Consider the following 22204-nt stretch of genomic DNA (forward strand, 5'->3'; position numbering starts at 1 on the left):
AATACTCCCCATTGCAGACTAAATGGGACAAGGCCGTTCGCCGTTCCGCAAAGCGGAACGGGCAACCTGAACACGGAAACAGAGTTTCAAGGGTAAATCAGTGCTGACTCGTGCGACGGGATTAGTAAAGGGAGGTCGCTGATAACCGCTAAGGCTACCCGCGTAGAGAGGTAGCCTTAGATGTTATTCCTGTTATCCAGGTTAGTGAGCCAGCATCGACTGGGCGTGTCCAAGGCATTGTCCTCTCATGATAATAGTGGGCGCATGTTACGCTGAGACGAAAAAGTCGTCAACCGCAGCTAAAGGGTTTCCAGTTTGGCGTAAGCCGCCACTAACCACTTGATTCCCTGCCCCTGAAAGGCCACCTGCAGGCGGCTGTGCTCACCGCTGCCTTCCAGATTAATGATGGTGCCTTCACCAAATTTTGCGTGGTGAACCCGCTGGCCGAGCGCGAATCCGCTGTCGTTTTTGCTCACCGGCGCGCCCATCCGCTGGTGGTTCACCGGCCGGCTGACGCTGGCGCGTAAGCGCACCTCTTCGATGCACTCTTCCGGCAGTTCGCCGATAAAACGGGAAGGCCGGTGATACACTTCCTTACCATAGAGTCGGCGGGTTTCGGCATAGGTCAGGGTCAGCTTGATCATCGCACGGGTGACGCCAACATAAGCCAGACGACGCTCCTCTTCCAGCCGGCCGCCTTCATCCAGCGACATCTGGCTTGGGAACATCCCCTCTTCCATCCCGACGATAAACACCTGGCTGAACTCCAGCCCTTTTGCCGAGTGCAGCGTCATCAGCTGCACCGCATCCTGCCATTTGTCCGCCTGGCCTTCGCCCGCTTCCAGCGCCGCGTGCGATAAAAAGGCCTGCAGCGGCATTAAATCTTCATCTTCATCCTGATAGCTGAACTGGCGCGTGGCGGTCACCAGTTCCTCAAGGTTTTCGATACGAGCCTGGCCTTTTTCGCCTTTCTCCTGCTCGTACATCAGCCACAGGCCGGAATCTTTGATCACCCGATCGGTCTGGACGTGCAGCGGCAACTCTGCGGTTTCGGTAGCCAGCGAATCAACCAGTTCACAGAAGCGTTGCAGCGCCGAGGCAGCCCGACCAGCCAGCGCCCGGGTCTGCAGCAGTTCACGCGTCGCCTGCCACAACGTCATCTGCCGTTCACGCGCGGTCTGACGCACCACGTCGAGCGTGCGATCGCCGACGCCACGCGTCGGGGTATTCACCACGCGCTCAAATGCCGCGTCATCATTGCGGTTGGCCATCAGACGCAGATAAGAGAGCGCATCTTTGATCTCCTGACGTTCGAAGAAGCGCATACCGCCATAAATCCGGTACGGCATACTGCTTTGCAGCAGCGCCTCTTCCAGCACGCGCGACTGGGCGTTGCTGCGATAGAGAATGGCGCAATCGTTCAGCGCATTGCCGTTTTCCATCCACGTCTTGATGCGGTTTACCACAAAGCGCGCTTCGTCCAGTTCGTTAAAGGCGCAATAGATGGAGATAGGCTCGCCGTCGCTGCCGTCGGTCCACAGCTCTTTGCCCAGACGTCCGTTGTTGTTGGCGATCAGGGCGTTGGCAGACTTCAGAATGTTATTGGTGGAGCGATAGTTTTGCTCCAGGCGGATGGTTTCCGCGCCGGGAAAGTCCTGCAGGAAGCGCTGAATATTCTCAACCTGCGCGCCGCGCCAGCCATAGATAGACTGATCGTCATCACCGACGATGATCACCCGGCTGCTGTCACCCGCCAGCATACGGATCCACGCATACTGAATGTTGTTGGTATCCTGGAACTCGTCCACCAGCACATTGGTGAACCGTTCGCGATAGTGATTAAGAATGTGCGGCTTGTTGAGCCACAGCTCATGCGCGCGCAGCAGCAATTCAGCAAAATCGACTAAACCGGCGCGGTCACAGGCTTCCTGATAAGCCTGATAGATGCGCAGCCAGGTCTGTTCGACCGGGTTACCGTAGCTTTCGATATGCTTTGGCCGCAGGCCTTCATCTTTTTTGCCGTTGATGTACCACATGCCCTGACGTGCCGGCCACTGCTTCTCATCCAGGTTCATCGATTTGATCAGGCGCTTGAGCAGGCGCAGCTGATCTTCGCTGTCGAGGATCTGAAAATCCTGCGGCAGGTTAGCGTCCAGATGGTGCGCACGCAGCAAGCGGTGCGCCAGGCCGTGGAAGGTGCCGATCCACATCCCGCCCTGACTGGTACCGATCAGTTGCTCAATACGGTGACGCATCTCGGCCGCCGCTTTGTTGGTAAAGGTCACCGCCATGATCGAGTAAGGTGAGCAGTTCTCGACCGACAGCAGCCAGGCGATGCGATGCACCAGTACCCGCGTTTTGCCGCTGCCCGCGCCTGCCAGCACCAGCAGGTTACTGCGCGGAGCCGCAACGGCCTCGCGCTGTTTGTCATTCAAACCGTCGAGCAGTTCAGAAACGTCCATAAGCCCCGTTTACCAAAGAAGAGAAGCGTCGTCGTCCGGTCTGGTCCGCCTGATGGCAGGCCGCGCGTTGCGGCAGCCGGTTGATGCAGCCGGCGGGTTTAAACCCGGCGACCGTCACAAGCGCAGCGCGAAAACTGGGAAGACGACTGGATAAATTTACAGCCATTATAGCAGTGAGGTGAGGGATGCCAACTGCGAAATTTCGACGTGCGGCAGCAGGCGCGCATCCGCGATCTGCATCAGGTTGCCCTGGCGCAGGTTAATCCAGCAGGCCTGCATCCCACAACGCAGCGAGCCCGCCACATCGGTAGTGAGATCGTCGCCGACGTGCAGAATGTGTTGTGGCGCAATGTTCAGCCGCTGCGCCGCCCGCTGATACATATCCTGCCACGGCTTGGCGCGCCCATCCGGTCCGGCCCGCAGCGTGAACTGAAAGTAATCAGCCAGCCCCATTTTTTCCGGGCAGGCATTACCGTTGGTGACCGCCACCAGCGGCACTTTTTCCGCCAGTTTTTTCAGCGTCTGATGGGTCTCATCCGGCATCTCAACCTGGCTACGCCATTGATGAAACACCGCCATCACCTGCTCTGCACCCGCCGTCGCTTCAGCAGCCGACAAGCCAATATTCAGCATCGCCAGCTCAACAGAACGCCGACGCCATTCCGACACGTCGTGATAGATCTCCGGCTCACGCTGTAACAGCTCATCACGCAGCGCCTGATAGGCCTGCGGCGTAAAATCGCGCAGCGCCGGATGAAAGGCCTGCAACGCCGCATGTGACTCAGCGGTGGTCCGGCGGATCACCGGATAATTATCATAAAGCGTGTCATCAAGGTCGAAGGTGATCGCTTTGATGGCAGCCAGCGGACGATAAAACTTCATTCGTTCTTTCCTCGTTTGGCCCGGGGATGCGCAGCATCATAGACCGAAGCCAGATGCTGGAAGTCGAGATGGGTATAAATCTGGGTGGTCGAGAGGTTAGCGTGGCCCAGCAGCTCCTGCACGGCGCGCAGATCGCCGCTCGACTCCAGCAAATGAGTCGCAAAGGAGTGACGCAGTTTATGCGGATGAATATGGCTGGTGACGCCCTGCTTAATACCCCATTCGGCGAAGCGCTTTTGCACGTTGCGCGTCGATATCCGGTTGCCGCGCGTAGAGAGGAACAACGCGTCATCTTCAGCGTTAAAGGCCGCTCGCAGCGGTAACCAGTGCTGGACCCAGCTGACAGCGGTGCGGCCAATCGGCACACGACGCTCTTTGCTGCCCTTACCCACCACCCACACTTCGCCGGAGTCGAGATCGACGTGGCGACAATCCAGATTCACCAGTTCAGAGAGACGCAGCCCGCCGCCGTACATCACTTCCAGCATGGTGCGGTCGCGCACCGCCAGCGGGTCGCTGGGATCGATCTCCAGCAGTTGGTTGACGTCATCCACATCAATATTTTTTGGCAGATGGCGCGCCTTACGCGGCGTCATCACCCCTTTAGCCGGGTTGGCGCTGAGTAAACCCTGGCTGACCTGCCAGTCGAGAAAACTGCGCAGCGCGGAAAGGCGTAACGCGAGGCTGCTGGCGGCCAGGCCGGCGCGACGACTGCGCGCGGCCATGCTGCGCACCTGCGCCGGCTCCAGCTGCGCCCAGCTACTGAGCTTCATCTCATCGGCAATCGCCACCAGCGCCGCCAGCTGGCGGGCATAGCTGCTCTGGGTCAGCGGACTGAGCTGGCGCTCCACTTTCAGGTAGCGCAGAAATCCGTCGACGGCCTCCTGCAGCGCGCTGTTCATGCGCGTTCAACCCAGCGGGCCAGCAAATCAGGCATCATCTGCGACAGGTGCTGCAACAGCAGCGTTCCCATGCCGGATTGATAATGCTGGCTGTCGCGGCTGCTGAAGATCAGCACGCCCAGATCGCCCGCTTCGCCCATCAGGGACATTGCAACCGAACCGATTGCTTTGGCCTGCGGCAACAGCAGCAGTAATTCCGGGCCATTGATATTACCCAGATAGTGATGCTGATTACCGAAGCGCTGAATCCGCAGCGGCTCAAACGCCTGACGTGACAGGCTAAGCTGGAAGAAATCAGAGGGCGCGCCGAGCTGCCATTTATCACTGAACAGGCGCACGTTAGCACCGGCCAGGCCAAGTTCACGCGCCCAGCGATGCAGACGATTAAGCATCTCCTGCAGCGAATCGGCCGCCGCCAGATGGCTTTGCAGCGCCAGCAAGCGATCAAACAGCTCGTGATTGGCGGTCGCCTGCTCCATCAGCAGGGTGATCTCTTCTTCCAGCTGCTGAATGTGGTTACGCTGCCGCGCCATGTGCCACTCAACCAGTGACACGCTGCCGCGCACCGGATGCGGCACCGCCATCTGTTCAATCTGGCGGGCGTTGCGGATGAAGAAATCGGGATTTTGCCGCAGATAATCGCTGACGGCCTGATCGTCCAGCAGAACGGTAGTGTCGGTCTGCTCTTCGATATTTTTCATAGATGAATAAACCCATCGTAGACGTGTGTGGCAGGTCCGGTCATATAGAGCGGCTGACCCGCCCCTTTCCAGGCGATATGCAGCGTTCCACCGGGCAGATCGACGCGCACTTTAGGCGCCAGAATACCCTGCTGAATGCCGCACGCAACGGCAGCACAGGCACCGCTGCCGCACGCCTGCGTTTCCCCTGCGCCGCGTTCATACACGCGCAGACGAATATGTTCCGGACTGATGATTTCCATAAAGCCGACGTTAACGCGATCCGGGAAGCGTTCATGGCTTTCCAGAATCGGGCCCAGCAGTTCAACCTGCGCGGTTTTCACGCTTTCGACCTGAATCACGCAGTGAGGATTGCCCATTGAAACCGCGCCCAGCATCACCGTCTGTTCGGCAACGCGCAGCAGATAGAGATTTTCAGCTTTATTGGCGCGAAACGGCACCTGCTGCGGCTCGAAATTGGGCTCGCCCATGTTGACGCGAACCTGATCGTCCGGCGTAACGCTCAGCACCATCCGGCCGTTTTGGGTACTGACGCGGATGTCGCTTTTGTTAGTCAGCCCTTTCAGCTGAACGAAGCGGGCAAAACAGCGCGCGCCGTTGCCACACTGGGCGACTTCACTGCCATCGGCGTTGAAAATGCGATAGTGGAAATCGAGATCGGGATCGTAAGGCGGCTCAACAATCAGCAGTTGATCAAAACCGATCCCCAGATGGCGATCGGCCAGCCGGCGGATCAGTTCCGGCGAGAAAAAGACGTTTTGCGTCACCGCATCGACCACCATAAAGTCGTTGCCGAGACCGTGCATTTTGGAGAACTGCATTTTTTGCTCCGCCGGATAAGCCATGATATTAGTTCGCTTGCGCGCTCGAATCGCCGGTCACCAGACCGTTCACATCCGCTTTAGATGCATCGGCTTTCTGGCGTTCAGTCGGCGCTTGCTGTTTCTTCGGCTGGTCCTTTGGCGGGAAGTAGAGCGGCCCTTTCAGACCACAACCGGCAAGGCTGGTCACGGCCAGCGCCATCGCCAACAGGCTTATCACTTTCTTCATTCTTTATGCTCTTCATGTCCTTTACCTGGATGCTTATCATCGCAGTTGAAGTTGGAAAAGCAACAGGAAATGCCCGCAAATAGCGTGAGCAGAGTGTCAGGCCAGGAAGATGATGGCCGCCTGCACAGGCAGGCGGCCGATCGCTATTAATGCACCTGATAGCGCGGCTGATAGTCGCCGTTGTCGTTGTCAGGCTGCGAGGCGCACAGCTGGGTCAGCGTCTGGCTGCGGAATGGAATCACCTGGAAACGTTCGCCAGTGTTCACGATCTGATAAAACTGCGGCAGGTTGAAGTTGATAAAACTGGAGCCGTAGGTGAAACGATCGTGCGATGAGGAGTAGAAGCGGCTGACGTCACGCACCAGCTCCTCTTTGCTGCCTTCACAGTGGTGATACACCTCGACCCGATTGGTCTCATCCAGAATGTAGATATTGAAACCACGCTCATCGGTGGTGTTTTCAAAAAAGAACTGGATGATGCCTTCGCTGGCATAGCCGTTCACCACCGGCGGCAGCGGCGTCTGGTTAGTTTCAACCTTGATCGACAGGCCGTGCAGCTTGTTGTTGGAGATGGCACCGTAAAATTCAACCGCGTTTTCCAGCTTCTGTACCGACACACTCATGCGTTCAAAGAACAGTCCCCAGGTCTGGCCCGCCATGCGCAGCGCCTTAAAGCGGCCCGGCTCCTGACGCGTACTGGAGAGACGCAGCTCAATGCATTCCGAGACCAGCTGCTGCACACGGGTGCGGATCAGGCCGCGCAGATGCTGACTGTAGCAGAACACTTCGACCGTATCGGGTGGCGCAGCATCCTGATGCATTTTGCCAAGGATGGTTTTCAGCCCTTCAATCATCGCCTGTTCGCCGCTGAAGTGCAGCGTACGCACCTCATTCCACGAATTACGGTAGAGCAGGTCGATACTGCCGATCAGGCACTGTTGCTGCTGGCCAAAGCTGAACACATCCAGCTTGCGGAAGTCGAAATGCACCACCTGATTGCGAAACGCCGAGGTCGGATCGTGCTCAAGATTGACGATAATCGCGAGGTGGCGAATTTCACACGGACTGTAGAGCGCTTTCGGCGTCGGTGCCGGCAGACGCAGCGGGAAATGACTGGAGACGTCATTGACCAGCTCCTGCAGGCGCGCCAGATCGCAGATCTCATTGCCTTTAATGTGCAGCCGGGTTTTGCGGGTCAGCAGACCGTTAAACCACGCCCACGCCACCAGCTTATTCAGGTAACGGTTATATTCCAGCGGCTGATGGCTGATGATCGAATCCATGTCCGGTGCCTGATTATACAGATACCAGCCAGAGCGATTGGCCCGGCCAGGCGGCACGTGGATAAAGGTCAGATTCGGTTCAGAAAGGTCGGGCGAAATCTGCGGGTTCACCAGCGTCACTTTGCCCGGCAGTGCTTCAAACGCGGCGTACAGTTTACGGGTCAACACACCGATATCCTGCGGACTCGCGCTGACGCTTAAATTGTTGCGGCGGGCGAAGCGGATCAGATTGCGATAACTCTGCATCATCGCATCCAGCAGTTCGTTGTGCGCTTCACGCACCCGCTCGATTTTCCACTCGGCGCGGTTATCCAGGATGGCAATTTTCTCTTCATCCCAGCCCCACTCTTTCACCAGCTGCAGCAGAATTTCACGCCGCCAGCCGGTGCGATGCTGATGTTCTTCGGTGCTGAGTTTTTCGCACACTTTGAGATAGAAGCAGCGGCGCACCAGATCGAGACGTGGCTGATCGTCCACGCTGGTCAGATAATGGGTGACGCGCTCCAGCATCATGCAGTAGGGATCAAGCCCGAAGCAGATGATTTCGCCGTCGTGCAGACGCTGTTTGATGTCCATCGCCAGCAACTGCGTATTCGGGTATTCCCAGCTGTAGGCTTCCAGCAGCAGCGTTTTCAGCACCGCTTTGTAGGGTGAGTCGATGCTTTTATAGAGCTGCCACAGGCTGGCGCCGAAATATTCTTCCGCCGACAGCGTACCGAGGCCGCCCAGATCGAGCCACTCATTCGGCGTCAACACGCCTTTGGCATACAGCGACATCACGTAGTCGTCGTAATGGTGCTCTTCTTCGCCCGGCACCATATTCCACAGGATACGTTTACCCGCCATGCGCACCGCAGTACGGTAAAACTCATCCAGCAGCAGAATGTGTTGTGTCGAGCCGCAATCTTCCCCGCCCAGATTACCGCTTTCGTTATGCCGGAAACGGTTCTCATCGATCAGGAAAAAGCTCACTTCCACGCCCATGGAGACGCACCACTTCTGCAGCATGGTACATTTACGCTGCAGATTAAGGCGCTCTTCATTGTCCAGCCAGGATTGATGGCAGACCCAGATGTCGAGATCCGACACGCTGTTCTGACCCACAGACGAGGTGCTGCCCATCGAATAGATCGCCGTGATCGGCATTTCGCCTTTTGGCGTATCCGCCAGACGCAGGTCGCTGTCGCCGGTCAAATCGGCCAGCAGCTGACGCTGATTTTCATCAGGCGTGAAGAAGCTGATGCCATGTGGAACGCTACCTTCAAGGTAACCCGGCATCTGCGGATGTTGATAATGTAATAAGGTTGGCAGCAGACTGTAGACGCGCTGAAAAGCGGGTCCCATGGCAGCCAGTGCACGATCGACGCGCAGCTGGTTGATTGCATCCAGTCTCTGTTTCAGTGTCTCAATGTAGAGGTACAAGACGTTTCGCCTGATTGTCCCAGTGTTTAAGCACCCTGTTTCCACCATCTGCCGCTTATGAAGTGTAAAAGTGGGCAGATTATTGCTGGAAACGTGATCAATCTAACACCCGGCAGATTGACCGTAAAGAAAGTTGCGCTACTTAACAGTTTAGCACGTTCTTACTGGCTTCCCGCCTTTTCAGCACCGGTATCAAATGAGGCTTGATAAATCGGGCCTAATCCGCGAGCAGGCCGTTTTCAATCCGTTGAAACTGACAGCATTCCCCCATAGATGATAGGATATTCAGTGAACGATCAAAATGGTTAACAGCATGTTAGACAAAATTTTCAGAATTGCTACAAGACAAAGTCCGCTGGCCTTATGGCAGGCACATTATGTACAGCAACGTTTGATGAGCGCCCATCCTGGCCTGCGCGTTGAGCTGGTGCCGATGGTCACCAAAGGTGACATTATCCTTGATACCCCGCTGGCCAAAGTGGGCGGTAAAGGGCTGTTTGTCAAAGAGCTTGAACAGGCGATGCTGGACGGCCGTGCCGATATGGCGGTGCACTCGATGAAAGATGTGCCGGTCGATTTCCCGCTGGGGCTGGGTCTGGTCACCATTTGCGAGCGCGATGATCCGCGCGATGCGTTCGTTTCTCATCATTATGATTCGATTGATGCCCTGCCGCACGGCGCGGTGGTCGGAACCTCCAGCCTGCGCCGCCAGTGCCAGATCAGCGCGCGTCGCCCCGATCTGGTGATTCGATCGCTGCGCGGTAATGTCGGCACCCGCCTCGGCAAACTCGATGCCGGTGAATATGACGCCATTATCCTGGCCGTCGCCGGTCTCAAGCGTCTGGGCCTGGAAGATCGTATCCGTCAGGCACTGCCCGCTGAGATTTCACTGCCCGCCGTCGGCCAGGGCGCGGTCGGCATTGAATGCCGCGTGGATGACAGCACCTTAATCAGCCTGTTACAGGCATTAAACCACGATGATACTGCCGTCTGCGTCAAAGCGGAACGGGCCATGAACACCCGCTTAGAGGGCGGCTGTCAGGTTCCTATCGGCAGTTTTGCCGTGCTGGAAGGCGATGAGCTCTGGCTGCGTGGCATGGTCGGCGCACCGGATGGCAGCGTGATGGTCAGCGGCGAGCGGCGTGGACCGCGCGCGCAGGCCGAACAGATGGGCGTTTCACTTGCGGATGAACTGCTGAACGGCGGCGCGCGTGAAATTCTGCGTGAGGTCTATCAGGGGCAGCCGCCGGCATGACGATCCTGGTGACGCGTCCGGAACCCGCCGCAGCAGAGCTGGTGTCACGCCTGCATGCGCTGGGTAAGCAGGCCTGGAGCCTGCCGCTGATTGAGTTCGCGCCGGGCGTCGATCTGCCTCAGCTGCCGCAAAAGTTAGCGGCGCTGCAGCCTGGCGATCTGGTTTTTATCCTGTCACAGCAGGTTATCCACTACGCTCAACACGCGGTCACAGCGTGGCCCGCCGGGCTGGACTATTATGCAATTGGTCGTTCTACTGCACTGGCGTTTCATACCGCCAGTGGCCATCAGGTGACCTGGCCGCATGCGCAGGAAACCAGTGAAGAATTAATCCGGTTAAACACGCTGCAACAGGTTGCCCACAAACGTGCCCTTATTTTACGGGGCGACCCTGGCCGCGAGCTGCTGGCGGACACGTTAACTCAGCGGGGCGCAGAGGTAAGCTTTGCGGCCTGCTATCAGCGCTGTCAGAAGCAGTACAATGGCGCGACAGAAGGCCGGAGATGGCGCGATCGTGGCGTCTCCGTGCTGGTGGTCACCAGCGGTGAAATGTTACAACAGCTTTTTTCGCTGTTCCCCGCAGTTGATCGCGAGGAATGGCTGCTCAACTGCCGACTGATTGTCGTCAGTGAACGTTTGGCTACCCTGGCCGCAGGATTGGGTTGGCAGGATATTCAGGTAGCCGATGGTGCCGATAACGATGCGCTGTTGCGCGCGTTACGCTGAACTTTAACAATGGGATGTGCCACATATGACGGAACAAAAAGACTCCTCCGCCATGGTTGAAGAAACCACCCCAGCGGTTGACCGCTCTGCTGCCAGCAACACCACCCCACCCCGTAAAGCAAAAAACGGTGGCATGGTGCTGGGTGCGGTTGCGATCGTCATTGCGCTGGCGATTGGTGCGGGTTTATACCTTAATGGGAAACATCAGGCTGATTTACAGGCACAGACCAACCAGCGCCTGAGCGAGCAGCTTAGCGCGCTCCAGCAGCAGGCCAGTAGCGATAAGCAGCAGCTCACCCAACAGCTGAGCAGCACCGAAACGGCCCTGCAGAAAGCCGAAGCACAACAGGGCGCATCCACAAAAGAGCTGGAAACGCTGCGTGAGAAAGTCGCCGTAATTTCAGGCAACGATGTCCGTAGCTGGTTGCTGGCACAGGCTGATTATCTGGTGAAACTGGCCGGTCGCAAACTATGGAGCGACCAGGATGTCACTACCGCTGCCGCGTTGCTGAAAAGCGCCGATGCCAGTCTGGCCGATATGAATGACCCGAGCGTAATGAATGTTCGTCGCGCCCTGACTCAGGATATCAGCACGCTCTCTTCGGTCACTCAGGTCGATTATGACGGTGTGATCCTGAAACTGAACCAGCTGTCGAACAACGTCGATAACCTGCGTCTGGCCGATAATGACAGCGATGATGCGCCAATGGATAGCGACGGCGGTGAACTGTCAGGTTCGGTGCGCGAATGGCGGCAGAATCTGGTGAAGAGCTGGCACAATTTTATGGATGACTTCATTACCATCCGTCGCCGTGACAACACCGCACAACCGCTGCTGGCCCCTAATCAGGACGTTTATCTGCGTGAGAACATTCGTTCTCGTCTGCTTATCGCCGCCCAGGCGGTGCCACGCCATCAGGATGAAATCTACAAACAGTCGATCGACACCGTTTCTGCCTGGGTTCGCGCCTGGTACGACACCAATGATGCCGCCACCAAAGCGTTTCTCGCCCAGCTGGATGAGCTGAGCCAGCAGAGCATCAATATGGACCTGCCAGATAATCTGGAAAGCCAGCCGTTACTTGAGCAGCTGATGCAAACCCGCGTGCGGAACCTGTTAGCGCAACCCTCTGCCGCTGCTAATCAGCAGGGAGGCTAAGCATGCTTAAGGTATTTATCCTCTTTATCCTGCTGATTGCGGGCGTGGTGCTGGGACCGATGATCGCCGGTCATCAGGGCTATGTGCTGATTCAGACCGATAACTGGAATATCGAAACCAGCGTTACCGGCCTGGTGATTATCCTGATCATCAGCCTGCTGGTGATTCTGGCGGTGGAGTGGCTGCTGCGTCGCGTGCTGCGTACCGGTGCCCGTACCCGCGGCTGGTTTACCGGCCGTAAGCGTCGTCGCGCCCAGCGTCATACCCAGTCGGCGCTGATGAAGCTGGCAGAAGGCGACCATCGTCAGGTTGAAAAGCTGCTCTCTAAGGATGCCGATCATGCGGATGTGCCGGTCGCTAACTACCTGCTGGCGGCGGAAGCGGCGCAACAGCGCGGTGATGAAGCCCGCGCCAATCAGCATCTGGAGCGGGCAGCTGAGCTGTCAGACAGCAACACCATTCCGGTAGAAATTGCCCGCGCGCGAATTCAGCTGGCGCGTAACGAAGATCACGCCGCCCGTCACAGCATCGATCGATTACTGGAAGTCGCGCCGCGCCATCCTGAAGTGCTGCGTCTGGCCGAACAGGCGTATATCCGTACCGGTGCCTGGAGCGCCCTGCTCGATATACTGCCTGCGATGCAGAAAACCCAGGTCGGCGATGACGATCATCGCACTGCCCTGCAGCAGCAAGCCTGGCTGGGCCTGATGAGTCAGGCGATGGCCGATCAGGGTAGCGATGGACTGAAGCGCTGGTGGGGCAATCTGAGCCGTAAAACCCGCCAGGAAACGACGCTGCAGGTGGCGATGGCTGACCACCTGATTGAGTGTGACGATCACGATACCGCGCAGTCAATCGTGCTGGAAGGGCTGAAACGTCACTATGACGATCGGCTGGTGCTGCTGATGCCGCGCATTAAGAGCGGCAATCCGGAAGCGCTGGAGAAAGCGTTACGCCAGCAGATCAAACAACACGGTGCGACGCCGCTGCTGCACAGCACGCTGGGTCAGTTGTTGATGCGTCATGGTGAATGGCAACAGGCGGCCGAGGCGCTGCAGCAGGCGCTGGCGCAACGTCCTGATGCGTTCGACTATGCGTGGCTGGCGGATGTGTATGATCGTCTGCATCGTCCGGAAGAAGCGGCGAAAATGCGTCGTGAAGGGTTACTGCTGACGCTGAAGAATAATCCCGGCGCCTGATCGGGCTTAACAGAGTATGAAAGCCGGGCATGCCCGGCTTTTTTGTGCCCGTCATTTACCGTCCGTTGTCAGTAACACGCAGATAAAAAAACACCTGCCATTGGCAGGTGTAAGATCAGGTCGATAAGACAACCGGGAGGTACCTGACTCAACGTGGTGTCCGTTAACCCTGTAAGACTTATGCGATACAGGCAGGCAGACAACAGGTACCTAAAAATTGGCTCTGCATCATTCCCAGGTTTATGTTGCATCAGCAAACATAAGAGGTGGAATGAGCATCTACAAAATCATTATTGCATAATTCATGCCAGGTTTATGAGTCTTTTTAAAACCTCAATAAATCAGCAGGTTAAAGAATTAACTGAAAGCATCTTCCGGGCGACCTGCCGGGAAGTGTAGGTATTTAGCGACAGCGGTGACTTTCTCTGTCTCTGAATAGAGACAGTTAAAATAAACTGACTGTGAACGCAATAATAACAATGACTTATCTGTCGGCAATTCACGACGCTGCCGATCCAGTTCATACTGCTGGCGAAATCAAAGTGGGATGAATCTGGCTACACGCGCAGACACGCTTCTACCATTGGGCAGGCTTCAGGAAGCATACGCCTTTCGCAAAGACGCAAAAAACGCCTTCACTGGCGGGCTCAGTGCGGGCGATTACGCACCTCATCCCTGAGGTGCGCCCGTAGCCAGGCTAACGCTTTGCGTTGTTTAAAAACGTTCCCCGCGGTTTTGTCTCTGGCCCGCGATGCTTTGCTACAGGCGTATGCTTCCTTCGCTTTACGTCTGGCAGACACATCAGGTACTTAGATTAGCACTCCAGACGGTTGCCAGCCCAAACCAGAGTCAGTCTGCCCGCAATGCAAATGCTCAACGCGCAGGGAATAGGGTCAGAGGAGGAAAGCGTCCCGCGCCAGGGACGGCGCGGGCCGAGCGGCCATGGATGGCATTAGCGCCTTTCCGATCTGACCGTATTCCCTGCGCAGGCTCGAACTTACAGCTACGCTGTTCCTCTGCACCCTACCCCAATCTCCCGAAGAAATTCTCATCCTCTTTTTATTCAGATGAAAAAAACCTGTCTTTTCAGACAGGTTTCTAAAATGGTCGGCGAGAGAGGATTACCCGGCTCTGCGAGCCACGCCCTGCGGGCCGTTGCTGAAGCAACGTTGTCTCGCTACGCTCGGCTCAAACCTCCTTCGGAGGTTCTCATCCTCTTTTTTACTCAGACGAAAAAAAACCTGTCTTTTCAGACAGGTTTCTAAAATGGTCGGCGAGAGAGGATTACCCGGCTCTGCGAGCCGCGCCCTGCGGGCCGTTGCTGAAGCAACGTTGTCTCGCTACGCTCGGCTCAAACCTCCTTCGGAGGTTCTCATCCTCTTTTTACTCAGACGAAAAAAAACCTGTCTTTTCAGACAGGTTTCTAAAATGGTCGGCGAGAGAGGATTCGAACCTCCGACCCACTGGTCCCAAACCAGTTGCGCTACCAAGCTGCGCTACTCGCCGATTTTTTTAACTGTTTTGCCTGGTGCGAAGAGAGGGACTTGAACCCTCACGTCCGTTAAGACACTAACACCTGAAGCTAGCGCGTCTACCAATTCCGCCACCTTCGCGTATCCCAGCAAAATCTGGGGTGGCTAATGGGACTCGAACCCACGACAACTGGAATCACAATCCAGGGCTCTACCAACTGAGCTATAGCCACCACAATACTTAATGTTACAAGTTCAAAACCTGCAGCATCTGAATCTTTACTGCCAACTAACGCGGTAAATCAAACCACCGAAGCTCATGCGCACAAACGATATGGCGCGCCCGACAGGATTCGAACCTGAGACCTCTGCCTCCGGAGGGCAGCGCTCTATCCAGCTGAGCTACGGGCGCGTAGCGCCGTTGCGGATGTGCATACTAGAGATAAGCGCCCATCGTGTCTAGTGCTTTTTCAATAAAAAAACGCGTTTGATTACGCTTTGTGCATTTCGTCGACAAATAGTGCACTTCTCCCGCCGTAACGGGTAAAAACGCGGCATTAATCAGCAATATCAGAGATCGCCCCGCCAGTGATAGCGCAAATATTTCAGCAGTTTTAATTGCCGCCGCAGGCGACTCGGTTGCCTGATCAGCCGGTAGAGCCACTCCAGTCCGAGCCGCTGCCAGATTTTAGGCGCACGCTTCACATGACCGGTGAAAACATCGTAGGTGCCACCAACACCCATATAGAGCGCATCAGGCCATTGAGCACGGCACGCCAGCATCAGCAGCTCCTGACGAGGAGAACCCAGCGCCACCGTCACCAGCTTCGCGCCACTGGCAGCCACGCGAGCAAACAGTGCGTCCTGTTCGGCTGGGGCAAAGTAACCATCCTGCGCCCCGACAATATTCACATTCCACTGGCGACGCAGCTTGTCGCAGGTTTCATCCAGCACCGCCTGACGTCCGCCGATCAGAAATACCGGCGTGCCTTCGCGTCCGGCCCGCTCCATCAGCGCTTCCCATAAATCTGCGCCCGCAATGCGCTGCACCGACGCCTGCGGGTATTTTTTACGAATCGAACGGACGATGCTGATGCCGTCCGGGTAAGCGAACTCCGCCTGCGCTAACAGGTTACGCAATCCCTCATCCTGTTCAGCAGTCAGAATCTTTTCTGCATTAATAGCCACTAAGATGCCGCTGCGCACGCCCTGCGGCGGCATTAAAAAATCCACCGCCGACGGCATACTGTCGAAGCCATACAAGGTAACGCCGCGAATCAGGTACTGCGGCGAGTCAGGTAACTTTGTCATATCTTCCGTCAATCCCAGAGGTTATTCAGGAGGGGCTATGTAACACCCGCCTGCTGCGGTCGCGAATTAAACCAGCGCGATCCAATAACCAGAATAGTAATTTAGCCAGGCCCAGGCAGGCGGCAAAAATAATCGCGAAGAACACCACGCGTGAGCCAAACGCATCCAGCCCTTCACGGGCCAGCACGATCATGTTGAACACCGCACCAAAACAGAAACTTTGCAGGATCGCCCCGCTGTAGCGATTGGTTTCCTGGCAGCCGCGCGCATAGAGCGCATCGAAGGCTTTAATAATCATCCCCACCGCCACCGCGCCAACAGGGATCGCCCAGACGCCACCCATTACCACCAGCGAGCCGATCAGCGTCGGTGAAATGGCCAGTCCCGAGTGGTTGTTCAGCACTTCCCAGGTGAAGTAGTTTGCGCTGTTCAGCACCGCCAGCGGACGATCCGGCCACAGCCAGCTGGGGATAAAGACATAAAAGTCACGCCACAGCGGCGCCAGCCCCTGGAACTCAATACGGGCATAGTTATCCAGCAGTAACGCCAGATTCTCCCACGGCGAGAAGGTATCACGCGTCAGGTAAAGGAAGGTGTAAAACGCTTCATCGCCCATGACGTCGAGGTTGTAACGGCGCAGCGCCAGCCAGAACATTCCGGCAATCGCCATGATGCCTGCGGTCGCCAGCATCCACAGCGTAATCCAGCCGCGGGTGATGCCGATAAACAGAAACAGGGCGAAGGCGATAATAATATTGGCCCGGGTCCCGCCGACCAGCGCATAGGTCAGCAAACCAAACGCGACTGTCACCACCAGAAACAGCAGCCAGTTGCGCTGCGTCGGACGCAAAAAATAGGGGATCAGCATCGCCGGAATAAAGAAATAGAAGAAGCGTTTCAGCGCCACGCCAGAGACTTCACTGGAAAAAATCTGGTTATAGGCGGTCAGGCGGAACAGCAGAAACCCATTGTGGATGAAAAACACCGTCACGGTGCCCAGCGCTACCAGCGCCAGGATGACACAGGTCAGATGGGTTTCGACCCGATTCATCTGCAGCCAGGGTTTAGCGGGCGGAGCATTAGCGGGCCTCAGCCGTACCTTATAGCTAACGTAGTAGATGGCATAAAAACCTGTGGCCGACAGCAGCGCCTCCAGCAGTGAGGGCACCGGCACGACCCCGACATTGAAGCGGAACACCAGTATGCTGGTCAGCGGAAAACCAAAGTAGAAGGTCAGTAAAAACAGCAGAGTGAAGAACAGGTGAAAGTTAAAACGCACCCGCTTAAACTCCCGCCAGGTCAGGGTCAGAATAAACCCTAGCGACAGCAGATAAACCATCAGCAGACCGCTAAACTGCATAAGGCTCATGACAACTCCCCTTCGCTGAGGCGTAATGCGTTGCGCCATCCCGCCAGATAGCCGGGGGCAAAAAAGGCGATCGCCTGCTTATCGCAGCCAGCCAGCTGACGGCGTGCTTCGGCAACGACCGCTGGCGTCAGCGCATCCTCACTGAACAGCACCGGCAGCTGCTGCTCCGCTACATCCCGCCAGAACGGATTTTTACGACTCAGAACAAACGGCACGTTGGCCTGAATCAACAGGCATAAAGTCCCGATGCCTTGCTGGCGTTCAAACATAAAATAACCGACATGGCAGCGCGCCAGCAGCGCTAAATAGTCATCAAACACCATTTTTTCAGTGATCAGGTTCACCTGACCCTGCGGAAACAACGCCTCAGCCGCTGCCTGCACCTGACTGATATAAGCCTGATTGTTCGGCGGATAACCCAACGGCACCTCGATGCGCACCTGGTCGCCAAACTGCGCGCGAATCGCCTTCAATCCATCAATGTGCCGGTTGCTGGGATCGCCTGAATTTCCCAGCAGCAGAGTAAACGTCGGATCGGGCGCAGAGTGAACCGCGACTTCCGGCATGCGGGTCGGGAAATAGAGCAACGCGCCCGGCACCCGACGATGGCGCTGCTGGTAATGATGCAGATCGCCGCGGGTGGCAAAAACCTGCGCCACCCGTCCCTGCGCCATCCGGCGCAGAAAATAGAACAGGCGAAACTTCAGGCTGCGTGAATCTTCATACAGATCGGCGCCCCAGACGTGCCAGAACAGCTGGGAACGCTGCAGCTTACCGCTGAGTAGCGCCAGCCAGATCCAGGGATTGAACTGGCCGTGGCAGAAAAAGCGTTGCTGACGATTGCTGGCCCGCTGCAATACCGCCTGCGCCAGCGCCTTTTTACTGGCAAAGCACTCAATCTGTAAGGCACCGAACGGCGCTACGCTCTCAGGCTGCTGCGTCACTACCATAAAGTGGCGAGGTTTGGCCACAGGCTGTTCAACGCTCAGTACGTCGTTGAAAAAGCGCAGCACCGTAAGGTTGTGGTGGGGAATATCCGATCCCAGAACGTGAATTAAAGTCATTTTTTCCGGCAATAAATCATAAAGGCGCCACAACACAGGGCGAAATAAGCCATATAGGTAAACATGTAGGCCTGCGCCGCACCCGTTGCGCCATGTAACGGGATCAGCCAGCGTGAGAACAGCGTCAGCAACACAAACTGGCTGATCTCAGTCAGAACATAAAAGCGCAGCGAGGCTTTGGCGATCACCAGATATCCGAAAACGTAGGCGCCCACTTTAAAAACATCGCCACACAGTTGCCAGATAAACAGATCGCGCATGCCGCGAAACGCATCGGAAAACAGCAGGCTGATGGCAATATCACGCAGAACCCAGACGCCAAAACTGGCCACCGCCACCGCCGGCAGCACAAAGCGCAGAGCACGCCCTATTTCCAGCGCGATATCGCGTTTGTTATCCAGTCGCGCCAGCGTCGGCAGCAGCCAGACGCTGAAGGTAGCGGTGATAAATTGCAGGTAGGCATCAGAGATGCTGGTCACGCCCTGCCAGAGACCGACCTGCGCCCAGCCCTGCTGCGCCGCCAGCAGGTTACGCATCATCACCCAGGCCACCGGCAGCGTTACGGTGGTAATCAGCGCCATCAGGGTATATTTGGTCAGGTTACGGGCCAGTTCAGGCTGCCATTGCGGACGCAGCCAGCTGAGCGGCAAAGGGATGCGGCGTTTCAGCAGCGCCATCGCCGGTAGAAGCAGTAACGCCGGTACCAGCGCCAGCCCGATCAGTGCGCCCTGATAACCGCCAAACCACCAGCACAGCAGATAGCCAGCGACCCCAATCAGGCTGCCGAGAATCAGCGCCAGCGCATTGCCGCGCGCATCACGATAGCCTTTCAGCAATGCCAGACTAAAGTTCGCCCAGGCAATGCCGAGCTGAAGAAACGCCACCACGCGGATCACGTTCTGATAGCGATCGTGACCAAACAGCGCATGGCTGATCGGCCCAGCCGCCAGCAGGAACAGCAGCGCCAGTACGCCGGAAAAGCCCAGCACCATGGTCGACGCGGTACCGACCAGCGCCCGCAACTGCTCCGGCTGCTGCTGATACTGCGCCACATAGCTGGTCACGCCGTTGAAAATGCCGGCACCGGCCAGCACGCCCAGTACGGTGATCAGCTGACGAAAGTTTCCAGCCTGACCGACGCCTTCCGGCCCGAAGCTGACCGCCAGCAATTTGACCACCAGTAACCCGGCAACAATTTTTACCAGCGTGGACGAGGCGGTCCACACCGAGGCTCTGGCGAGTGACATCAGGAAAAGAAGCTCAGCAGCGAGCTGATAACCGTGCTCTGGTTATTATCCGACAGGTTGTAAAACAGCGGCAGGCGCAGCAGACGCTCACTTTCCACCGTGGTGAAACGATCGACGCCAGCAAACTGCGAAAAGCGCTGACCGGCGGGTGAACTGTGCAGCGGAATGTAGTGGAACACCGTCAGTATCTCGGCTTCTTTCATCCAGTTGATCAGCGCCTGACGATCGTTTTGATCGCGCAGTTTGATGTAGAACATATGCGCATTGTGCTCGCAGCTGGCGGGGATCACCGGCAGATCGATGCGCCCCTGCTCCGCCAGCGGCTGAAGCGCATCGTAGTAACGCTGCCAGAGACGCAGCCGTTGCTGATTAATACGTTCGGCCGCTTCCAGCTGCGCCCAGAGATAGGCCGCCTGCAGATCGGCCATCAGGTAGCTCGACCCCATATCGCGCCAGGTATATTTATCCACCTGACCGCGAAAGAACTGACTACGGTTAGTGCCTTTTTCCCGGATGATCTCGGCGCGTTCGACCAGGCTGGCATCATTGATCAGTGTCGCGCCACCTTCGCCGCCGGCGGTGTAGTTTTTGGTTTCATGGAAGCTGAAGCAGCCAATATGGCCGATGGTGCCCAGCGCACGGCCTTTGTAGCGTGACATCACGCCCTGCGCCGCATCTTCTATCACAAACAGATTATGCTTCGCCGCCAGCGCCATAATGGTGTCCATTTCACAGGCCACGCCTGCGTAGTGCACCGGCACGATGGCGCGGGTTTTTTCAGTGATCGCCGCTTCGATCAGCGTTTCATCAATGTTCATGGTGTCAGGACGCACATCGACAAACACAATGCGCGCGCCGCGCAGCACAAAGGCGTTGGCAGTAGAGACAAAGGTGTAGCTCGGCATGATCACTTCATCGCCAGGCTGCAGATCGATCAACAGCGCCGCCATCTCCAGCGACGCGGTACAGGAAGGCGTCAGCAGCACTTTTTTGCTGCCAAAGCGCTGCTCCATCCACTGCTGGCAGCGACGGGTAAAACCGCCGTCTCCGCACAGCTTGCCGCTGTTCATTGCCGACTGCATGTACTCAATTTCGGTGCCCACAACCGGGGGTGCGTTAAATGGAATCATGACCTTTCCTGTAGAACCAGTAGGCGGTGCTGTCGATGCGGGCACCGCTGCGTAAATAGAGGCGCATCGCCGTAAGATTGCTGAGCTGAGTGGCGACATGGAGCTGCGCCAGCTGCCGCGCCCGCGCCCAGTCTGCTGCCGCCAGCATCAGCCGCTGACCCAGCCCCTGGCCCTGCGCGTCAGGCAGCACCGCCAGCAAGCCGATGCGGGCATCACCGTCCACTTCACGCAACGAGACGAAACCCTGCAGCTGGCCTGTGGCATCCGCAGCTACCAGGCATTGGTGATCAAAGGTGCCACGCACCGCATTTTCAATCCACTGGGCGTAGAAACGCCCGCTGGCGTCGGGCGCATACCAGGGCGCGCGGAAACGGCTCTGACTGAACAGCTGCGAGGCCGCCTCGCGCAGTGACGGAATCTGCGCCTCGCGCGCAATGCGAATGCCGCTCTGTCGTTCGGTCTGTTTAATCGCCAGCGTCAGGTCCGCTTCGCCTTCCACCAGCTGGAACCGGTGCTGCTGCAGCGTATCAATCAGTGCGGTCTGGCTGGCAGGTACTTTAATCTGCAGCAGCGCGCAGGGATGCTGCAACGCTGCGTCCAGCGCAGTATCACCGTTAAGATCCAGCCGCACGGTGTCGATACCGAAGAACTGGCTCTCCCAGCTAAGGGGATTAATATTGACGTGGACGGGCATGTAATAAATCCAGCAGGTATTGGCCGTAGCCGGTTTTCGTCAGCGCTTCGCCGGCCGCACGTAGCTGGTCATCACTCAGCCAGCTGTTGCGCCAGGCGATCTCTTCCAGGCAGGCGATTTTAAAGCCCTGGCGCTTTTCGACCGTCTGCACAAACATGCTCGCTTCCACCAGGCTGTCATGGGTGCCGGTATCCAGCCATGCGAATCCCCTTCCCAGCAGTTCGACAGTCAGCTCACCGCGCTCAAGGTACATCTGATTAATAGCAGTGATTTCCAGTTCGCCGCGTGACGAAGGTTTCACCTGTCTGGCGAAGTCGACCACCTGATTGTCGTAGAAATAGAGGCCGGTGACCGCCCAGCGGGATTTCGGTTGCGCTGGCTTTTCTTCAATAGAAATCGCTTTAAAGTCATCATCGAATTCCACCACACCAAAGCGTTCGGGATCCATTACCTGATAACCAAACACGGTTGCGCCGCGGTTCTGCTCTGCGACTTTCTTCAGCTTCGGACTGAAGCCCTGGCCGAAGTAAAGATTATCACCCAGTACCAGGCAGCAATTGTCGTCACCAATAAAAGATTCACCGATGATAAACGCCTGCGCCAGCCCATCCGGATGAGGCTGAACCGCGTAACTCAATCGAATACCAAATTCCGTCCCGTCGCCAAGCAGGCGTTCAAACTGCGCCCGATCTTCTGGTGTAGTAATCAGCAAAATATCGCGAATACCCGCCAGCATCAGCACTGACAGCGGGTAATAGATCATCGGTTTGTCATAGACCGGCAGCAGTTGTTTTGAAACTGCACGGGTGATGGGATGTAAACGTGTGCCCGATCCTCCGGCTAAAATGATGCCTTTCATCGCTGCTCCTTTCGCTGT

Annotated in this window: 19 protein-coding genes, 4 tRNA genes and 2 other RNA genes; 4 read left to right on the forward strand and 21 right to left on the reverse strand. The window is 56.9% G+C overall.

What is annotated here, in order from left to right; all coding sequences use genetic code 11:
• Window positions 1-176 precede the first annotated feature (176 nt).
• The 8 genes from ysgD to WFK59_RS19475 all read right to left on the reverse strand — a co-directional run bounded on the left by ysgD (window position 177) and on the right by WFK59_RS19475 (window position 8702).
• Window positions 177-233, reverse strand: coding sequence for a YsgD/CorL family protein (gene ysgD / locus WFK59_RS22145; RefSeq protein WP_353846917.1), 57 nt, complete (start codon window positions 231-233; stop codon window positions 177-179).
• A gap of 66 nt (window positions 234-299) precedes the next feature.
• Window positions 300-2462 (reverse strand): DNA helicase II, encoded by a 2163-nt coding sequence (gene uvrD, locus WFK59_RS19445; protein ID WP_233985650.1) that lies wholly within the window; start codon window positions 2460-2462, stop codon window positions 300-302.
• Between the two features lie 165 nt (window positions 2463-2627).
• Complete coding sequence (gene yigB, locus WFK59_RS19450) at window positions 2628-3344, reverse strand: 5-amino-6-(5-phospho-D-ribitylamino)uracil phosphatase YigB (RefSeq protein WP_233985651.1); 717 nt, start codon at window positions 3342-3344, stop codon at window positions 2628-2630.
• Entirely contained in the window at window positions 3341-4246 is a 906-nt protein-coding gene (gene xerC, locus WFK59_RS19455) for a tyrosine recombinase XerC (RefSeq protein ID WP_233985652.1), read from the reverse strand. The genes yigB and xerC overlap by 4 nt, the downstream gene beginning before the upstream one ends.
• Window positions 4243-4947: a DUF484 domain-containing protein gene (locus tag WFK59_RS19460; RefSeq protein WP_233985653.1), complete on the reverse strand. Its 705-nt coding sequence runs from the start codon at window positions 4945-4947 to the stop codon at window positions 4243-4245. Before WFK59_RS19460 ends, xerC begins: the two co-directional genes overlap by 4 nt.
• Window positions 4944-5768, reverse strand: coding sequence for a diaminopimelate epimerase (gene dapF, locus WFK59_RS19465; RefSeq protein WP_233985654.1), 825 nt, complete (start codon window positions 5766-5768; stop codon window positions 4944-4946). The genes WFK59_RS19460 and dapF overlap by 4 nt, the downstream gene beginning before the upstream one ends.
• A gap of 28 nt (window positions 5769-5796) precedes the next feature.
• The gene (lptM, locus tag WFK59_RS19470) at window positions 5797-5997 is read right to left on the reverse strand and encodes an LPS translocon maturation chaperone LptM (RefSeq protein WP_031375042.1); all 201 of its coding nucleotides are present in this window, start codon (window positions 5995-5997) and stop codon (window positions 5797-5799) included.
• Between the two features lie 146 nt (window positions 5998-6143).
• A complete protein-coding gene (locus tag WFK59_RS19475) occupies window positions 6144-8702 on the reverse strand; it encodes a class I adenylate cyclase (protein ID WP_293002437.1) in 2559 nt (852 codons plus the stop codon).
• Between the two features lie 313 nt (window positions 8703-9015).
• On the opposite strand from WFK59_RS19475, the gene hemC reads away from it, so the two are divergent.
• From hemC to hemY, 4 genes are read left to right on the forward strand one after another with little or no spacing between them, the layout of a single operon-like run.
• On the forward strand, window positions 9016-9957 hold the full coding sequence (gene hemC, locus WFK59_RS19480; RefSeq protein ID WP_336756918.1) for a hydroxymethylbilane synthase: 942 nt from the start codon (window positions 9016-9018) through the stop codon (window positions 9955-9957).
• The gene (hemD, locus tag WFK59_RS19485; protein WP_336756919.1) at window positions 9954-10682 is read left to right on the forward strand and encodes a uroporphyrinogen-III synthase; all 729 of its coding nucleotides are present in this window, start codon (window positions 9954-9956) and stop codon (window positions 10680-10682) included. The genes hemC and hemD overlap by 4 nt, the downstream gene beginning before the upstream one ends.
• A gap of 25 nt (window positions 10683-10707) precedes the next feature.
• The gene (hemX, locus tag WFK59_RS19490; RefSeq protein ID WP_233985658.1) at window positions 10708-11841 is read left to right on the forward strand and encodes a uroporphyrinogen-III C-methyltransferase; all 1134 of its coding nucleotides are present in this window, start codon (window positions 10708-10710) and stop codon (window positions 11839-11841) included.
• Window positions 11842-11843: 2 nt separating this feature from the next.
• Window positions 11844-13040: a protoheme IX biogenesis protein HemY gene (hemY, locus tag WFK59_RS19495; RefSeq protein WP_336756920.1), complete on the forward strand. Its 1197-nt coding sequence runs from the start codon at window positions 11844-11846 to the stop codon at window positions 13038-13040.
• Window positions 13041-14144: 1104 nt separating this feature from the next.
• Here hemY and WFK59_RS19500 read toward each other — a convergent pair.
• From WFK59_RS19500 to rfbA, 13 genes are all read right to left on the reverse strand, one after another.
• Window positions 14145-14274, reverse strand: a non-coding RNA gene (locus tag WFK59_RS19500) — RtT sRNA.
• Between the two features lie 33 nt (window positions 14275-14307).
• Window positions 14308-14437, reverse strand: a non-coding RNA gene (locus tag WFK59_RS19505) — RtT sRNA.
• 32 nt (window positions 14438-14469) lie between these two features.
• Window positions 14470-14546: transfer RNA gene (locus WFK59_RS19510), tRNA-Pro, on the reverse strand.
• Window positions 14547-14566: 20 nt separating this feature from the next.
• Window positions 14567-14653: transfer RNA gene (locus WFK59_RS19515), tRNA-Leu, on the reverse strand.
• A gap of 16 nt (window positions 14654-14669) precedes the next feature.
• Window positions 14670-14745 (reverse strand) — tRNA-His (locus WFK59_RS19520).
• 102 nt (window positions 14746-14847) lie between these two features.
• A tRNA-Arg gene (locus WFK59_RS19525) sits at window positions 14848-14924 on the reverse strand.
• 158 nt (window positions 14925-15082) lie between these two features.
• The gene (gene wecG, locus WFK59_RS19530) at window positions 15083-15823 is read right to left on the reverse strand and encodes a lipopolysaccharide N-acetylmannosaminouronosyltransferase (protein ID WP_233985660.1); all 741 of its coding nucleotides are present in this window, start codon (window positions 15821-15823) and stop codon (window positions 15083-15085) included.
• Window positions 15824-15848: 25 nt separating this feature from the next.
• The gene (gene wzyE / locus WFK59_RS19535; protein ID WP_336756921.1) at window positions 15849-17192 is read right to left on the reverse strand and encodes an ECA oligosaccharide polymerase; all 1344 of its coding nucleotides are present in this window, start codon (window positions 17190-17192) and stop codon (window positions 15849-15851) included.
• Window positions 17189-18256 (reverse strand): TDP-N-acetylfucosamine:lipid II N-acetylfucosaminyltransferase, encoded by a 1068-nt coding sequence (locus WFK59_RS19540; protein ID WP_336756923.1) that lies wholly within the window; start codon window positions 18254-18256, stop codon window positions 17189-17191. The genes wzyE and WFK59_RS19540 overlap by 4 nt, the downstream gene beginning before the upstream one ends.
• Window positions 18253-19503, reverse strand: a complete 1251-nt coding sequence (gene wzxE / locus WFK59_RS19545; protein WP_233985664.1) for a lipid III flippase WzxE — start codon at window positions 19501-19503, stop codon at window positions 18253-18255. Before wzxE ends, WFK59_RS19540 begins: the two co-directional genes overlap by 4 nt.
• Complete coding sequence (gene rffA / locus WFK59_RS19550) at window positions 19503-20633, reverse strand: dTDP-4-amino-4,6-dideoxygalactose transaminase (RefSeq protein ID WP_336756925.1); 1131 nt, start codon at window positions 20631-20633, stop codon at window positions 19503-19505. The genes wzxE and rffA overlap by 1 nt, the downstream gene beginning before the upstream one ends.
• Window positions 20620-21327, reverse strand: a complete 708-nt coding sequence (gene rffC / locus WFK59_RS19555) for a dTDP-4-amino-4,6-dideoxy-D-galactose acyltransferase (RefSeq protein WP_336756927.1) — start codon at window positions 21325-21327, stop codon at window positions 20620-20622. The genes rffA and rffC overlap by 14 nt, the downstream gene beginning before the upstream one ends.
• Window positions 21305-22186, reverse strand: a complete 882-nt coding sequence (rfbA, locus tag WFK59_RS19560; protein ID WP_336756929.1) for a glucose-1-phosphate thymidylyltransferase RfbA — start codon at window positions 22184-22186, stop codon at window positions 21305-21307. Before rfbA ends, rffC begins: the two co-directional genes overlap by 23 nt.
• Window positions 22187-22204: the final 18 nt, after the last annotated feature.

Origin of the sequence: Pantoea sp. USHLN298, assembly GCF_037149395.1 — a bacterium.
Classification (GTDB): Bacteria; Pseudomonadota; Gammaproteobacteria; order Enterobacterales; family Enterobacteriaceae; genus Pantoea; species Pantoea astica.

Coding starts and splice junctions, on each gene's coding strand:
- hemX (WP_233985658.1), top strand. CDS start 10,708: ATGACGGAACAAAAAGACTCCTCCGCCATGGTTGAAGAAACCACCCCA.
- hemC (WP_336756918.1), top strand. CDS start 9,016: ATGTTAGACAAAATTTTCAGAATTGCTACAAGACAAAGTCCGCTGGCC.
- hemY (WP_336756920.1), top strand. CDS start 11,844: ATGCTTAAGGTATTTATCCTCTTTATCCTGCTGATTGCGGGCGTGGTG.
- wzyE (WP_336756921.1), bottom strand. CDS start 17,192: ATGAGCCTTATGCAGTTTAGCGGTCTGCTGATGGTTTATCTGCTGTCG.
- dapF (WP_233985654.1), bottom strand. CDS start 5,768: ATGCAGTTCTCCAAAATGCACGGTCTCGGCAACGACTTTATGGTGGTC.
- uvrD (WP_233985650.1), bottom strand. CDS start 2,462: ATGGACGTTTCTGAACTGCTCGACGGTTTGAATGACAAACAGCGCGAG.
- hemD (WP_336756919.1), top strand. CDS start 9,954: ATGACGATCCTGGTGACGCGTCCGGAACCCGCCGCAGCAGAGCTGGTG.
- lptM (WP_031375042.1), bottom strand. CDS start 5,997: ATGAAGAAAGTGATAAGCCTGTTGGCGATGGCGCTGGCCGTGACCAGC.
- rffC (WP_336756927.1), bottom strand. CDS start 21,327: ATGCCCGTCCACGTCAATATTAATCCCCTTAGCTGGGAGAGCCAGTTC.
- WFK59_RS19540 (WP_336756923.1), bottom strand. CDS start 18,256: ATGACTTTAATTCACGTTCTGGGATCGGATATTCCCCACCACAACCTT.
- wecG (WP_233985660.1), bottom strand. CDS start 15,823: ATGACAAAGTTACCTGACTCGCCGCAGTACCTGATTCGCGGCGTTACC.
- rffA (WP_336756925.1), bottom strand. CDS start 20,633: ATGATTCCATTTAACGCACCCCCGGTTGTGGGCACCGAAATTGAGTAC.
- xerC (WP_233985652.1), bottom strand. CDS start 4,246: ATGAACAGCGCGCTGCAGGAGGCCGTCGACGGATTTCTGCGCTACCTG.
- wzxE (WP_233985664.1), bottom strand. CDS start 19,503: ATGTCACTCGCCAGAGCCTCGGTGTGGACCGCCTCGTCCACGCTGGTA.
- rfbA (WP_336756929.1), bottom strand. CDS start 22,186: ATGAAAGGCATCATTTTAGCCGGAGGATCGGGCACACGTTTACATCCC.
- WFK59_RS19460 (WP_233985653.1), bottom strand. CDS start 4,947: ATGAAAAATATCGAAGAGCAGACCGACACTACCGTTCTGCTGGACGAT.
- yigB (WP_233985651.1), bottom strand. CDS start 3,344: ATGAAGTTTTATCGTCCGCTGGCTGCCATCAAAGCGATCACCTTCGAC.